The following is a 14,312-nucleotide window of genomic DNA, read 5'->3' on the forward strand; positions in this document are numbered from 1 at the left end:
CGAAAAACATTTTGCTAACGAGGCAATGCATGCGCTGGTGCGTTATGACTGGCCGGGTAATATTCGCCAATTACAAAACGTGGTGGAGCAAGTCGTCGCTTTAACCCCTGGCGAGGTAATATCGGAACAGTTAGTGCTGAGCGCACTTAACAGTAACGAAAATAATGTTGCGCCGTTATCGCTAAACGATGCAAAAAAGGAGTTTGAACGCGACTATGTTATTAATACCTTAAAAATGGTGGGCGGCAATGTCGCCGAAGGAGCAAAACTGGCTAAACGTAACCGCTCAGACTTTTATAAATTAATTAAAAAACATAACATTGATGTTGATAACTTAGTTTAACTCAATAATAAAAAGGTAAAGCGGGCATGCAGTTATTTATGGTGTACTTAGGCGGACGTATTCGAGGCTGTCATATAGAAATGCACGATATTCGCTTTGTGGCAGGACAAGCTATCGAGCAATGCTATACAAAATTAAAAAGCCAATGGGTGGGCGACAAAAGCAATGTGCACATGGATAGCTACATGACCATCAAGCATATTGATGGCTATCAAGTTGCTGTTACGGATAGCACAGTGAAACAAAATAAACAGCTGTATTTTGTCAACTTAGGTGCTTACAGAGCCGATTCATTGGCTGAGCAACACGACTTTGCCTTGTACGTGGCAGGCAGTGCCGCAGAGGCAAAGCAGCGCGCTAAAAGCGATTTACTCGCGGGGCTGAGCCATATTCATAAAGATGATTTACATGATGTTGATGACTGTTTTGCTGTTGACCTACTCGACAGCCAATTAAGTATTAAGCTAACCCCCAGTGGCCAGTCTCAAGCTATAAAGCCCGATTGGTTTGGTTACCATATTTTATAACCCCACAGGCGCACGTGGGCATGTTAATCTTGCTCACGTTCTTTTTGCTCACTGTTAGCCGCTATTTTGAACGCTAAAATCACTAAAGCAAACATCGCAAATGGCAGTGCGGCCAACATATATTCAATCATATTACTGTCTTGGTAATCGGCCTGCATAAAAAAGTGACCTACCACACACATTAAAATAACCACCAATAAAATAGGCAGTAACATCAGTTCTTTCTTTGAAGAATGGTTTTTCATTGCGCTAAGAGCTTACACGTAATCATAAAACGCCATTGTAATGAGCAACTCAGTGCTAGGTCAAACTGCTCAGACTTTTTATGCTATTTTGGGTATAATTAGCACTATATGTATGGTGTATGGCAATCAGTGTTGGGGGTTAAGTGAATAAAGCATTAAAGCAGGTTTACCTAGTGGGTGGTGCAGTGCGTGATTTATTGCTAAATATAGCATCGCAAGATAACGATTACGTGGTCATTGGCGAAACACCACAAACCATGGAAGCGTTAGGCTTTGTGCCCATAGGCAGTGATTTTCCGGTTTACTTACACCCAAAAACCAAAGAAGAGTACGCACTGGGGCGCACCGAGCGGAAAAGTGGCAAAGGCTATACCGGCTTTGTGGTTGATGCCAGCCCTAATGTGACCTTAGAGCAAGATTTAGCACGACGCGATTTAACCATTAACTCGATGGCACTGGATGCAAACGGCACTATTATAGACCCATTTAATGGCCAACAAGATCTAAAAGATAAAGTATTGCGTCATACCACCGAGGCCTTTGTAGAAGACCCTGTACGGGTGTTACGCATAGCCCGCTTTTTAGCGCGTTACGGCAGCGAATGGCGCATCCACCCCAGCACCTATGCGTTAATACGCGAGCTTAAACAACAGGGCGAACTTGACCATTTAGTTCCCGAACGCGTTTGGTTAGAAACCGAAAAAGCACTTGGCGAACCCCACCCTGAACTTTATTTTCAAGCGTTGCAGGGATTAGGTATTTTTCCTGAGCTAGAGCAAATGGTTAACGTGCCACAACCGCAGCAGCATCATCCCGAAGGCGATGTGTTTGTACATACTATGTTAGTACTTAGGCGCGCCGCTGATTTAAACTTTGATTTAGAAACGCGCTTTGCGGCATTAACGCATGACTTTGGTAAAGCGCTTAGCTTTAAAAAACGCGGCAATTTACGCGGCCATGAACGCGAAGGGGGCGCCGTGATAGAGGTATTTTGCCAGCGCTTAAAAATTCCTAATCGGTTTCGTGATATTGGTGTGCTTACCAGTGACAATCACACGCTTTGCCATACGCTTGAGCAACTACGACCCGCAACGATTCATAAATTAATCGTCACTAATTTAAACGCCTTGGTGCATCCCCAACGGATTGTGGCGTTTACGCAAGCATGCCAATGTGATGCACAGGGGCGAGGCGAAACCTTGGTTAACAAGCCCTACCCACAAGCCGCTAAATTGCGCGCCATTCATGCTGAGTTATTAAAGTTGGATAAAAAACAAGTGGTGCAAGAGGCACTCAGTAGCGGAAAAAAAGGCCCTGCAATAGACAAAGCGGTGACGTTGGCAGAAATAAACTGTGTAACAGCGTTTTTAGCCCGTGAACAAGCAGCGCAGTAGCGGTAAAAGTAATTAAATTAACTAGTTTTAGTTGGTCGAGCGTGGGTAACTTTTTAGTTTGTTATGGGTGCATTTTTTAGCCTGCTGAGCGTCCGATGCTGTGTGTTTCGCTGGTTGATATAGTGCAAATATAAACTCTAGCTCTTCTCGGTTTAATAATTTATCCATCACTTCCCCTTACAGTCGTGTATTTAGCCCTAGAGTAAGGGAAGGGTAATGAATTAACCGTGAATGATGACCATGTTATTTGCTTAAATGGCAATCAAAGCGACCGTGTTTACCTTGGCTATTATTAAGGGGGATTTAACTGCCTGACGCTGTTTGCTTGACTGTTTGCGCACTTAGCCTCAGGTTACTTAACCCTTGCCACATCGTGAGGGCTTCACCAAGCATAACCGACAATTTACATCATTAATTAAAATCACATCCTAGCTTGAATATATTTTGCTTGTTGAAAAATACCCAGCTGGTATAAATAAATTCATCATAAATTATTCAGTAGTAAAAATAGATGCAAACGGAACAGGTAATTGTTGTAAAGCTAGGTACCAGCGTACTAACCGGCGGCACCGATAAGCTAGATAAAGCGCATATGGTTGAGTTGGTGCGCCAATGTTGTGAGCTGAAGAAGCGCGGTCATCAGGTTATTTTAGTATCCAGTGGTGCTGTGGCTGCAGGGCGTGAGCAATTATTAAAACCCTGTGGGCGCAGCGTAATCGATAAACAAATGCTTGCTGCGGTTGGCCAAGGCCAGCTCATTCATATTTGGCAAAGTTTGTTTGCGTTATACGGTGTGAATGTGGGGCAAATGTTGCTCACCCGCGCCGACGTTAACGATCGCGCGCGTTATTTAAATGCCCGCGATACCTTAAATGCTTTATTAAATTACGATGTAGTGCCAATTATCAACGAAAATGACGCCGTGGCAACCAGCGAAATTAAAGTCGGTGATAACGACAATTTATCGGCGCTGGTGGCTATTTTAGCTAATGCCAACAAGCTCTTGTTACTGACCGATCAAGACGGCTTGTTTACCAGCGATCCGCGTACTAATGCTGATGCCACACTGATTGGTGAAGTGTCTCATATCAACGATGAACTACGTTTACTCGCGGGGGGCAGTGGCACTAGCCTCGGCACGGGGGGCATGGCAACCAAACTACAAGCCGCCGATATTGCACGCCGCGCTGGGGTTGAGGTGATTATTGCCAAAGGTTCGGGAAATAATGTCATTTTAAAATGCATGAGCGAGCAACTACCCGGTACGCGCTTTTTAAAACTGACTGCACCCAAAGAAGGGCGTAAAAAGTGGTTACTTGCGGGGCCCAAAAGTAGCGGGCAAATTGTGATTGATAGCGGCGCAATTACCGCGTTGCAAAGCAATGGCGCCAGTTTACTCGCCAAAGGCGTAACCGATGCACTGGGAACGTTTGCACGAGGTGATTTAATTAGCGTTATTAATAGCGACAAGCAACTTATTGCGCGTGGCTTAACCCGCTTTAGCAGCGCTGAAGTAAAGAAAATAAAAGGTGCCCACTCTAAGCAAATAGCCGGGTTACTTAATTACGATGGCGGGGCAGAGGTACTGCACCGCGACGACTTAATTTTATTATAATGGCGTAACGGCCAACAGTAATTAAATCGACTTATATTGCAACTGAGTGAATAACTAAGTTTATCCTCAGTTGAGCTTTTTTGCTGCTAGTTTTGTGGTAAAATCTGCCACCTTAAATTTGTTGTAAAAGAGTGCAGTTAATGAAATTAGTTCGTTGGTTATTAGGCAGTATAATTTTATTCTTTAATTTTGTATTTACGCCCCGCAGTAAAAAACGTGCGCCAGAAGTGCAACAGCAACTTGATCAGCAAACCGCCCAGTTTAAGCTTTATCAATTTAAAGCCTGCCCGTTTTGTGTAAAAGTGCGCCGTGCTATTAAGCGTGAAGGCCTTAAAATAGCAACGCGTGATGCAAAAAATAATCAGCAATATCGTCAAGAACTACTAGAGCAAGGTGGTAAAATTAAAGTACCTTGTTTGCGCATCGAGCAAAATGGCCAAGTAGAATGGCTGTATGAGTCAAACGATATTATTGCTTACTTACACAAAGTAGCAGCATAAACACTATACCTAATCTCACTAATTAAAAGAGACATTACCATGACAATTCGCACCCGTGTTGCCCCGTCACCAACCGGTGACCCGCATCTTGGCACCGCTTATATTGCCTTATTTAACTACTGTTTTGCTAAACAGCAAGGCGGTGAGTTTGTACTTCGTATTGAAGATACCGACCAAGTTCGCAGCACACCAGAATCTGAACAAGCAATCATGGATAGCTTACGCTGGTTAGGTCTTGAATGGGATCATGGCCCCGATGTCGGCGGCGAGTTTGGCCCCTACCGTCAGTCTGAGCGTAGTGATTTATATAAAAAATACGCCCACCAGCTGGTTGAGCAAGGTAAGGCGTTTTACTGCTTTGCCACCAGTGAAGAGCTGGACGAAATGCGTGAACAGCAAATGGCCGAAGGACTGCGTCCTAAATACGACGGTCGTGGCTTAAAGCATACAGATGAAGAAATTAAAGCAAACTTAGCGGCGGGCAAGCCTTACGTTATTCGCATGAAAATCCCTAGCGAAGGCACGTTTAAGTTTAACGACTACCTGCGCGGCGAGATTGAGATCCCGTGGGAAAATGTCGACATGCAAGTGCTATTAAAAGCGGATGGCTTCCCCACCTACTTTTTAGCTAACGTGGTGGATGATCACCACATGCAAATTAGCCATATTTTCCGTGGCGAAGAGTGGATCAACTCAGCACCTAAGCTATTAAAGCTTTACGACGATTTTGGTTGGCAAGCACCGGTATTGGGTCACTTACCCTTACTGCGTAATCCAGATAAGTCAAAGCTGTCTAAGCGTAAAAACCCCACCTCTATTAATTACTATAAAGAAATGGGTTATCTACCAGAAGCGGTACTTAATTACTTGGGCCGCATGGGCTGGTCAATGCCAGATGAGCGTGAAAAGTTCACTCTCAATGAGATGATTGAACACTTTGATATGAAGCGCGTATCGCTAGGTGGCCCAGTATTTGATGTAGACAAGTTAAGCTGGTTAAACGGGATGTGGATCCGTGAAAACCTCACTGACGCAGAACTAATGCAGCGCTTTGTTGACTGGAAGTTTAACGGCGAGATGCTTGCAAAAGTATTACCTGAAGCAAAAACCCGTATTAATACGCTGTCGGATATGGTTGAACTTGCTGGGCACTTTGTCGGTGGTATACCGACTTACGATCCAACATTATTAACCGCCGGTAAAGCCGACGACGATGTTATTCGCCAAGCACTGCAATTTTTTGTTTGGCAGCTTGAAGGGTTACGCAGCTTTGAAAAACCAGCTATTTTTGCCATAGCAAAAGAAGTAGCCACATTTCATGAGCTTAAAATTAAAGACTTCTTAGAGCCAATCTTTGTGGCTATTACCGGCAAAACATCGTCAACATCGGTATTAGATGCCATGGAAATTTTAGGCTCTGATCTGTCGCGTGCACGTTTACGTGTCGCACTGGCACATTTAGGGATTTCTAAAAAGCAGGCTAAAAAAATAGAGCGTGCGTACCGTGAATACCCCAGTGCTTAATGGCCGATAATAAGCTGAGCTAACGATTGTAGTTAGCCCGTATAAAAAGCCGAGCTTAGCAATAAGCTCGGCTTTTTATTTGCTTAATTCCGGCAGGCCAAAGTGCGTTTGCAGTAAATAGTAAACAGATTCGACCTCTCAATTTTTTTTTTCTGTTAGTATAGCCAGGTTATAAGCCGTTTAAGTAGTGAACACTCTATGTTAAGTCCTTTTTACCAGCAACATGCTGATTATGTTTCAATCTCTCGTGAGCAAGGCTGTCGTTTCGCCAAATGCGTTGCTGATGATTACAATCCACTTCACGATAAAGATGCAAAGAAATTTTGTGCTCCTGGAGACTTACTCTTTTCATTAGTGCTCGACCGTTACGGTATTAGTGAGCGCATGGAATTTACCTTTGCGGGCATGGTTGACGAAAACACAAAACTTAACTTCCCAGCAGACCCTGCTGAAGAGTTCGCGGTGACACATGGCGATAAAGTGATTTTAAACGTCAAACGCGACGGTAAAATCAGCAACTGCGCAACGCTTACTAACAGTTTAATAAAAAATTATGTGGAGTTTTCCGGGGCGGCGTTTCCGCATGTGATTATTCCGTTAATGGGTAAGCAACAGGTGATGATCAACCCTGCTCGCCCTATGGTGATCTATGAGTCGATGATCATCAACCTTGATACCCTTGATATTGTGGCGCCAACGCTTGAGTTTGCAGAGCCAAGCTTTGAATATGCAGGCAAACGCGGCAAAATTACCTTGCGCTTTAACCTACTTGAAAACGGCAAAAAAGTGGGCTTTGGTGAAAAGCACATGGTGGTGTCGGGTATTCGTGAATACTGCCAAGCCACGGTTGACGATTTAATCGCGTTTTACAATGAGCGCAAAGCCACTTTAAAGCCCGCTTAAAGGTAATGCATTTTAAAGGCGCTTCTGGTTAGCGCCTTTTTTATTGGTTTACACGCTAATTTACCTGCTGCGTTAATCTGCGTACAATAGTGCTCTTTGTCATTTAAAGCTAAGCCTATGTCTGTAAACTCATTTTCATCACTTGATCTCGACCCGCTATTATTAACTGCGATTGAGCAAAATAACTATACTCAACCTACCGCAATTCAGATTAAAACCATTCCGGCTATTTTGGCGGGCAGTGATGTCATGGGCAGTGCGCAAACTGGCACAGGTAAAACCGCAGCGTTTGTACTACCACTACTACACAAGCTTTTAAACACCCCTAAAAAAGATGAGCCAGGCCTAGCTCGCGTGGTAATTTTAACGCCAACTCGCGAGCTTGCTCAGCAAGTATTTGCCAGCTTTGAAAAATACGCCCAAGGCACCAATATTAAAGGTGCATTAGCGTATGGCGGCGCAAGCATAGGCCCACAAATAAAAGCGCTCAAAACAGCGCAAGTGATTGTGGCCACCCCAGGACGGTTACTGGATCATATTGTGAAAGGCAGTGTGGTACTCTCAAGTGTTGATTCGTTGGTGTTTGACGAAGCCGATCGTATGCTAGATATGGGCTTTATTGACGAAATTAAACGTATTTTGCGCCATATCCCCGGCGATCGTCAAACGTTGTTATTTTCAGCCACCTTTGATGACAGCGTTTTTGCGCTCAGTAAAAAACTCCTTAAAAATCCAGATCTGGTTGAGGTTGATAAACGCAATTCTGCCGCCGTAGAGGTAGAGCAAGTAATTTACGCGGTAGACGAAGACAGAAAGCGCGAATTGGTATCGCATATGATCGGCATGAAAAACTGGCGCCAAGTCCTCATATTTACCCGCACCAAACAAATGGCCGATAAACTCGCCAAAGAAATGTGTAAAGACGGTTTAAAAACCGAGTCTATTCATGGCGATAAATCACAAGGCGCGCGTGACCGTGCATTGCAGAACTTTAAAGAGGGCACTACACGGGTATTAGTTGCCACCGATGTAGCCGCCCGCGGCCTAGACATACCCGCACTTAAATACGTAATAAACTTTGAGCTGCCATACATAGCAGAGGATTATGTGCATCGTATAGGGCGTACTGGGCGCGCAGGCGAGCAAGGGCTTGCTATGTCTTTAGTGAGCTTAGATGAACAATGGCTATTAGAAGAAATTGAACTGTTACTCGATACGCGTTTAGCGCCGCAATGGCTTGAAGGCTACGAGCCTGATTTAAATAAGCCGCCTAAAGATAACCGCAAAAATAGTAACAAAGCGCGCAAAGAACGCGATAAAAAGCGTATTACCGGGCAACGCGCACCCAGCAGAAGACGTAAATAATAGCTTTCAGTTGTCAGAAAAAAGCCTAACACGGCGTTAAAGTTAGCGCCGTGGTTTTGGTAAAAGCGGATACGCTACATAAAACACTCAAACACAGTGCGCTAAATAATATGGCAAAAAAAGGCAAGCCATAGGGCTTGCCAAAGAGTGTTAGTGACTGATCATGATTACTCGAACCTCGAACCTCGAACCTCGAACCTCGAACCTAAGCTATCTGCCTTTCAGCGAGTTGTTTTTCAGCGAGGTTTAATTCCATGGTTGCTTTTAACAAACGGTAAAGGTTAATTGAGGCGTCAATCTCTGCTTTACGGTTGGTTAAGCTTTCAATGTTTAGTCCCAGTGGCACATCTAAGTGCGCACAGCTTTTCAGGATTAAGTCGAGGTTTTCGCGACAAATACGCACCGATTCGCTTAGTGTATTCTCTGCATCAAGCATGCGCCACTTAGTGGCCTCCGGCACTGAGATACCCAGCCATTGCATAAACTCTAATGTTTTTTCGCCGCCGCACGGCGTAAAGGTTAAAATCAGCCGTTTAGGCTCTAGACCTTGTGCTTTACAACTGCGTGCATAACTAGTAATTAGCTCGATTGTGGCTTGTGCATCATAAACCGCTTGAGAAATAAAAAACTGGCAGCCTTGGGTTGTTTTGTCTATGAGGCGTGCGTGCTCATTACGTTTATTGGCATGGCGCTCTGCGATGGTAACGCCGCCTAAAAAGAACTCATCTGCTTGCTCACTTAATGTGTTATATGCATCTGGCAGGCTTAGCTTTATATCTCCGGCCGATGAAGGGCTGCCCACTAGCACGATATTGTTTAAACCATAATCGTTTTTGGTTTCATCTAGCCAGTCTTTAAATTCATCCACGCCACGTTGTGCCACGCTTTTATAAGTAATCACATCAAGATGCGATAAACCGCGCAGTAGGCGGCTGTATTCACGCGGATCAACGGTTTGTTTAAAGGGAAATGGACGCGCTTGGGCAGTGCGGCTACTTTCATCTTGAATGTCGTAAATAATGACACCGTCGTATTCAATTTCGTGTAAGCGCCCCAATAGCTTTTCTGCAATGGTGTTTAATTGCGCTTTATCGGTGCCAATTTTTGGTGGCGTAGTACCAATAAGGTAAACACCTTGATTGCTATCTTCGATTTTTTCTTGAAGTGATAAAGCCATAATCCTCATTCCAGCCTAATGTGTTGCGATGGAATTAATATAGCAGCCATTTAGATGGCTAGATAGCTTTATTTCAATGAAAGTTACTCATAGAAGTTGAGTTTTTTTCATACAGGGTTGTTAATTTTATACAGTTGTTTACATAACAGTAACGTTTAAGCTCTTATTTATGGCGGCTTTACGGCATAATCACAGGGATAATTTTCTCAATATGTAGCGATTAACATTAATCGCTGAAAAGGAAAAACCATGAAATTTAAATTATTAGTTAGCAGCCTTGCGGTTTCGCTTGCACTTACAGGCTGTACTGTGCAGCAAAATAACAATAATAAAGATACTCAACCGATCGTACAGCAAACGAAAAACGCAGAAGAAGGTGTGTTTTCACAGCCTTATGTACTTGAAGAACTTGAAAACGGATTACGGGTGTTGGTGGTTAAAACCGATTACCCAGATGTGGTATCACTACAGATACCGGTGTCGGTAGGCTCTCGTAATGAAGTTGAAGCAGGTAAAACCGGCTTTGCGCACTTTTTTGAACACATGATGTTTAAAGGCTCTGAAAAATACCCCGAAGCAGTTTATTCTAATATTTTAAAAAATGCTGGGGTCGATAACCGTGCTTACACGACAAACGATTACACCAATTACCATTTAAATTTCTCTAAGCAGCACCTCGATACCGTGCTTGAGCTGGAAGCCGATATTTTTCAAAACCTAACTTATAGCGAAGAGCAATTTAGAACCGAAGCGCAAACGGTGAAGGGGGAGTATTTAAAAAATAATGCCAGCCCAATCCGTAAATTACTCAGCGCAGTGCGTAATGAGGCGTTTGATAAACACACCTATAAACATACCACGATGGGCTTTTTTGCCGACATAGAAGCGATGCCCGATCAAATGGCTTACGGTAAAGAGTTTTTTGCCAAGTTTTATAAACCTGAGTATGTGTCGCTGGTGATAGTGGGTGATGTTGATCCACAAGCGACCATGGCCATGGTGAAAAAACACTGGGGTGGGTGGAAAAAAGGCGACTATGTTGCCGATATTCAAGCGGAGCCGGTGCAACAGGCGGCAAAATATATTCATCAACAAGATGAATCATTACCGGGGCATTGGCTGTTAGTGTCGTATAAGGGGACTGCTTGGCAACCACAGCAAAAAGATAGAGCGGCGCTGGATTTACTGTCACAGTTGTATTTTTCAAATAATTCAGAGTTGTATCAAGAGCTCGTCGTAGACAAGCAAATAGCGAGTCAAATGTTTAGCTATAACCCTGAAACGAAAGATCCGGGTTTATTGCATGTCTTTGTAAAAGTAGAAAAAGCAGCAGACTTAGCCACAGTGCGTGATGCGATTAATCGCACTTACGCTAAAGCGCGTACTGAGCTGGTCGATAGTCAAAAGCTCAGTGACTTAAAATCAAACCTTAAATACAGCTTTATTAATGGTTTAGATTCGTCGCAGTCGATAGCGGCTACGCTTGCAAGCTATATGCATTTTGAGCGCGATCCCGAGGTGATAAATCAGCTTTACAAATCGGCTGACAATATTACAGCTACCGATATTAAAGCGATAGCAAACAAGTACTTTGTTGATAACGCTCGTACCACGGTGACAATGTCGGCACTCGATAAAGCGCCAGGATTTGAGCAAGAAGTTGAGTTAAATGCATTGGTGGCTAAGCTTGAGCAAGCGCCTAGCGAGGGTGCGTTTAAGGTGCTCGATAAGCGCAATAACTCACCGTTAATAGACGTTAATTTTTTATTTAACACCGGCGCTGCGGCCGATCCACAAGGTAAAAAGGGTCTTGCGGCATTAACCGCGGCGATGCTGGCACAAGGCGGCTCAGAGCAAATGAGCTATAAAGATATTCAACAAGCGCTGTACCCACTTGCCGGTAACTTTGGTTATCAAATAGATAAAGAAATGCTGTCGTTTCAAGGGCGTATTCATAAAGATAACGCCGCTCAGTGGTATAGCATAGTGAAACAACAACTACTTAACCCAGGCTTTAGAGCCGATGACTTTAAGCGCCTGAAAAAAGAATTAATAGACAGCATTAAATCGGGCTTAAAGGCGTCTAACGATGAGGAGTTAGGCAAGGAAGTGCTATACAGTGTGCTGTATCAAGGTCACCCGTATGCAAGCTATAACTACGGTGATATCTCAGATCTTGAGGCATTGACCCTAGATGACGTGAAAGCGTTTTATCACCGCGAGCTGACACAAGCGAAATTAACCTTAGGGTTAATTGGTGCGCTACCCGAAGCACTAAAAACAACCATGCTGGCTGATTTAGCTAAGCTCCCCCTCGGCGAGCAAGCGCGTTTAATTATACCCGATGCGCCAGCGCTCAAGGGTCATCATGCCACCATCGTTGAAAAACCAGCGCAGTCGACCGCAGTGTCGTTTGGTTTCCCTATTGATACCATCAGAAGCAGTGAGGATTGGACTGCGCTGTGGTTAGTGCGTTCGTACTTTGGTGAGCATCGCAGCTCAAACAGTTACTTGTATGAGCGAATTCGAGAAACGCGTGGTATGAACTATGGTGATTACGCCTACATTGAATATTTCCCGCGCGGCATGTTTCAAACTAAACCCGATGCTAATTTAGGGCGTTCTGAGCAAATATTTCAAGTGTGGCTGCGTCCGCTGCGTTCTAACAACGATGCGCATTTTGCCACCCGTGTTGCATTATTTGAGCTCGATAAGCTGATTAAAAACGGCATGAGCAAAAAAGACTTTACAGCCACCCGTAACTTTTTAATTAACTTTGTACCGCAAATGGTGGCCAGTCAGCATCGTCAATTAGGTTATGCCCTCGATAGCGCGTTTTACAACACCGACAGCTTTGTCAGTTATGTGACACAAAAACTGCAAGCGCTGACGCTAGAGGAGGTAAACCGGGTGATCACCGAAAACCTACAAACCGAGAATATTCACTATGTGTTTGTTACCGGTGATGGCAAAGACATGCAACAGCGCCTTGCGACGGAGCAAACGTCACCTATGGTGTATAACACCGAAAAACCACTAGAACTAGTGGCTGAAGATAAAGTAATTGCTAACTACAAATTGGCAATTCCGGCAAAAAATATAACCCTACTGGCGGTCGATAAAGTGTTTCAGTAACCAATCAATGCAACGATAAAATTAATCTCAGTAAATACCTCGCATACGCGAGGTATTTTTTTGCTAGATAAAACGCGTATTGTGCGTTATTAATAACCGCCAATACAGTGAGATAATAACGTGAAGAGCATCTAGTAAAAGCCTGGGTGTTTTTAACTAGGTATTTGCTTTTAATTACTTTAGCGGTGCCCCTGGTGAAATAGTTTACCAGTGACGAATTGGCGCAAAAATAGCGCTTTATTTGCACAATGCTGCTAATAGCGGTTATATCTAATAACCAGATTAAATAAAGAAGGGATTAACACCTTCATGGCTAAATCCGTTAAACTGAGTATTAAGCTCTTATCGATAAATCAAGGCAGTATCTATGCGCCACCAAATTTGGCAACAGCTTCGTATCGAAGCAAACGATGTAGTAAAACGTGAACCGCTTTTAGCCAGTCATGTGTATTCATGTATTTTGAATCATGATTGTTTAGGCTCGGCGCTGAGTTTTATTGTTGCTAATAAATTGGCAGATGCAGTGGTGTCGGCATTTACCATTCGCGAATTATTTGATCAAGCCTTTGTTAAATGTGATCGTATGTTGACTCATGTCGCGCACGATATTAAAGCGGTGAAAGATCGCGATCCTGCAGCAGGCAGTTACCTAACAGTTATTTTAAACTTAAAAGGTTTTCATGCAATTCAGGCGCACCGTTTAGCGCATTGTTTGTGGCAGCAAAACCGTAAAGAACTGGCGCGTTTTATTCAAAGTCGCACCTCTGAAGTGTTTGGTGTAGACATACACCCGGCTTGTCAGGTGGGTCAAGGAATTATGTTTGACCACGCCACCGGCATTGTAATTGGTGAAACCGCGGTTATTGAAGATAACGTTTCAATACTGCAGTCGGTAACCCTAGGGGGAACCGGTAACGAGCAGGGCGATCGCCATCCTAAAATTAGAGCAGGGGTACTGATCGGTGCCGGTGCTAAAATTCTGGGTAATATTGAAGTGGGTGAAGGCGCACGAATTGGCGCCGGTTCAGTGGTGTTAAGTGCCGTGCCGGCGCATACCACCGCGGTGGGGATCCCGGCAAAAATTATAGGTCGCCCGGGTTGTAAATGTCCTGCAAAGAGTATGAACCAAAACTTTTTAACCCCTTCTGAGCCTGAAAATGACTCGCATACCAGCTCTATGCTGTGAGCGCTAGTGCTGAACCATGTTGATTAAAAGTAACGCCTTAGCGATGCTATTGTGCTTTGTATTAGGGGCAGCGCTGGCGAGTAGTTACTTTTTATTTATCGGTGCATCAGCACCCATAGTGCAGGCTGAGGTAAACACCGCTAACCCAGCAAGCAGTCACCTCTCAGCGCCAACACCTAGCGCCTATAATAATACGGTGGTTAGCGCACCAAGCGCCGTTAATAACCAAGCCCAGCGACCGTTAGCGGGTGTGAATGAGCAGCATTATACCCAGCAAATAGTTAAGTTAACGGATGAGCTGGCAATGAAAACGCAGCAACTGCAACACAATGAATTGCAATTGCGCGCGGCGCAGCGCCATGGCGGCGATTTAGCTCAGCAATTAGGTGATGTTTTTA

At 44.1% G+C, this 14,312-nt stretch carries 12 protein-coding genes and 2 pseudogenes; 11 read left to right on the forward strand and 3 right to left on the reverse strand.

Features of this window, described 5'->3' with window-relative positions; genetic code table 11:
- A pseudogene (locus tag ABYB02_RS08530) lies at positions 1-343 on the forward strand (two-component system response regulator GlrR); the annotation flags it as partial.
- 26 nt (positions 344-369) lie between these two features.
- Positions 370-870, forward strand: a complete 501-nt coding sequence (locus ABYB02_RS08535) for a DUF1543 domain-containing protein (RefSeq protein WP_372762044.1) — start codon at positions 370-372, stop codon at positions 868-870.
- A 23-nt stretch (positions 871-893) separates the two neighbouring features.
- Here the strand turns inward: ABYB02_RS08535 and ABYB02_RS08540 are convergent, their stop codons facing one another.
- Positions 894-1,115: a hypothetical protein gene (locus ABYB02_RS08540; protein ID WP_372762045.1), complete on the reverse strand. Its 222-nt coding sequence runs from the start codon at positions 1,113-1,115 to the stop codon at positions 894-896.
- Positions 1,116-1,258: 143 nt separating this feature from the next.
- Between ABYB02_RS08540 and ABYB02_RS08545 the strand changes: the two genes are divergently transcribed.
- Complete coding sequence (locus ABYB02_RS08545; protein ID WP_372762046.1) at positions 1,259-2,509, forward strand: multifunctional CCA addition/repair protein; 1,251 nt, start codon at positions 1,259-1,261, stop codon at positions 2,507-2,509.
- Between the two features lie 27 nt (positions 2,510-2,536).
- Here ABYB02_RS08545 and ABYB02_RS08550 read toward each other — a convergent pair whose 3' ends face one another.
- Positions 2,537-2,677: a hypothetical protein gene (locus tag ABYB02_RS08550; protein WP_372762047.1), complete on the reverse strand. Its 141-nt coding sequence runs from the start codon at positions 2,675-2,677 to the stop codon at positions 2,537-2,539.
- Positions 2,678-3,020: 343 nt separating this feature from the next.
- Between ABYB02_RS08550 and proB the strand changes: the two genes are divergently transcribed.
- The 5 genes from proB (at position 3,021) to ABYB02_RS08575 (ending at position 8,416) form a co-directional block, all read left to right on the forward strand.
- Positions 3,021-4,124: a glutamate 5-kinase gene (gene proB / locus ABYB02_RS08555; RefSeq protein WP_372762048.1), complete on the forward strand. Its 1,104-nt coding sequence runs from the start codon at positions 3,021-3,023 to the stop codon at positions 4,122-4,124.
- Between the two features lie 140 nt (positions 4,125-4,264).
- Entirely contained in the window at positions 4,265-4,624 is a 360-nt protein-coding gene (locus ABYB02_RS08560) for a glutaredoxin domain-containing protein (protein ID WP_372762049.1), read from the forward strand.
- A 39-nt stretch (positions 4,625-4,663) separates the two neighbouring features.
- Positions 4,664-6,148 carry a glutamate--tRNA ligase gene (gltX, locus tag ABYB02_RS08565; RefSeq protein WP_372762050.1) on the forward strand — a complete coding sequence of 495 codons (1,485 nt, stop codon included), beginning with the start codon at positions 4,664-4,666 and terminating at the stop codon, positions 6,146-6,148.
- A gap of 198 nt (positions 6,149-6,346) precedes the next feature.
- Positions 6,347-7,051 carry a DUF3581 domain-containing protein gene (locus tag ABYB02_RS08570; RefSeq protein WP_372762051.1) on the forward strand — a complete coding sequence of 235 codons (705 nt, stop codon included), beginning with the start codon at positions 6,347-6,349 and terminating at the stop codon, positions 7,049-7,051.
- Between the two features lie 117 nt (positions 7,052-7,168).
- Positions 7,169-8,416 (forward strand): DEAD/DEAH box helicase, encoded by a 1,248-nt coding sequence (locus tag ABYB02_RS08575; RefSeq protein WP_372762052.1) that lies wholly within the window; start codon positions 7,169-7,171, stop codon positions 8,414-8,416.
- Positions 8,417-8,621: 205 nt separating this feature from the next.
- Here ABYB02_RS08575 and ABYB02_RS08580 read toward each other — a convergent pair whose 3' ends face one another.
- Positions 8,622-9,593, reverse strand: a complete 972-nt coding sequence (locus tag ABYB02_RS08580; protein WP_372762053.1) for a methylenetetrahydrofolate reductase — start codon at positions 9,591-9,593, stop codon at positions 8,622-8,624.
- 249 nt (positions 9,594-9,842) lie between these two features.
- Between ABYB02_RS08580 and ABYB02_RS08585 the strand changes: the two genes are divergently transcribed.
- The 3 genes and pseudogenes from ABYB02_RS08585 to ABYB02_RS08595 form a co-directional block, all read left to right on the forward strand.
- Complete coding sequence (locus ABYB02_RS08585; protein ID WP_372762054.1) at positions 9,843-12,728, forward strand: M16 family metallopeptidase; 2,886 nt, start codon at positions 9,843-9,845, stop codon at positions 12,726-12,728.
- Between the two features lie 367 nt (positions 12,729-13,095).
- Positions 13,096-13,914 carry a serine O-acetyltransferase gene (gene cysE, locus ABYB02_RS08590; protein ID WP_372762055.1) on the forward strand — a complete coding sequence of 273 codons (819 nt, stop codon included), beginning with the start codon at positions 13,096-13,098 and terminating at the stop codon, positions 13,912-13,914.
- Between the two features lie 16 nt (positions 13,915-13,930).
- Positions 13,931-14,312: pseudogene (locus ABYB02_RS08595) on the forward strand (hypothetical protein); the annotation flags it as partial.

It is taken from the genome of Pseudoalteromonas sp., assembly GCF_041613455.1.
GTDB lineage: Bacteria > Pseudomonadota > Gammaproteobacteria > Enterobacterales > Alteromonadaceae > Pseudoalteromonas.

What these genes read in the sequence shown, in the direction of transcription:
- ABYB02_RS08535 (WP_372762044.1), top strand. Translation starts at nt 370, where the DNA reads ATGCAGTTATTTATGGTGTACTTAGGCGGACGTATTCGAGGCTGTCAT.
- ABYB02_RS08540 (WP_372762045.1), bottom strand. Translation starts at nt 1,115, where the DNA reads ATGAAAAACCATTCTTCAAAGAAAGAACTGATGTTACTGCCTATTTTA.
- ABYB02_RS08550 (WP_372762047.1), bottom strand. Translation starts at nt 2,677, where the DNA reads ATGGATAAATTATTAAACCGAGAAGAGCTAGAGTTTATATTTGCACTA.
- proB (WP_372762048.1), top strand. Translation starts at nt 3,021, where the DNA reads ATGCAAACGGAACAGGTAATTGTTGTAAAGCTAGGTACCAGCGTACTA.
- ABYB02_RS08560 (WP_372762049.1), top strand. Translation starts at nt 4,265, where the DNA reads ATGAAATTAGTTCGTTGGTTATTAGGCAGTATAATTTTATTCTTTAAT.
- gltX (WP_372762050.1), top strand. Translation starts at nt 4,664, where the DNA reads ATGACAATTCGCACCCGTGTTGCCCCGTCACCAACCGGTGACCCGCAT.
- ABYB02_RS08570 (WP_372762051.1), top strand. Translation starts at nt 6,347, where the DNA reads ATGTTAAGTCCTTTTTACCAGCAACATGCTGATTATGTTTCAATCTCT.
- ABYB02_RS08575 (WP_372762052.1), top strand. Translation starts at nt 7,169, where the DNA reads ATGTCTGTAAACTCATTTTCATCACTTGATCTCGACCCGCTATTATTA.
- ABYB02_RS08580 (WP_372762053.1), bottom strand. Translation starts at nt 9,593, where the DNA reads ATGGCTTTATCACTTCAAGAAAAAATCGAAGATAGCAATCAAGGTGTT.
- ABYB02_RS08585 (WP_372762054.1), top strand. Translation starts at nt 9,843, where the DNA reads ATGAAATTTAAATTATTAGTTAGCAGCCTTGCGGTTTCGCTTGCACTT.
- cysE (WP_372762055.1), top strand. Translation starts at nt 13,096, where the DNA reads ATGCGCCACCAAATTTGGCAACAGCTTCGTATCGAAGCAAACGATGTA.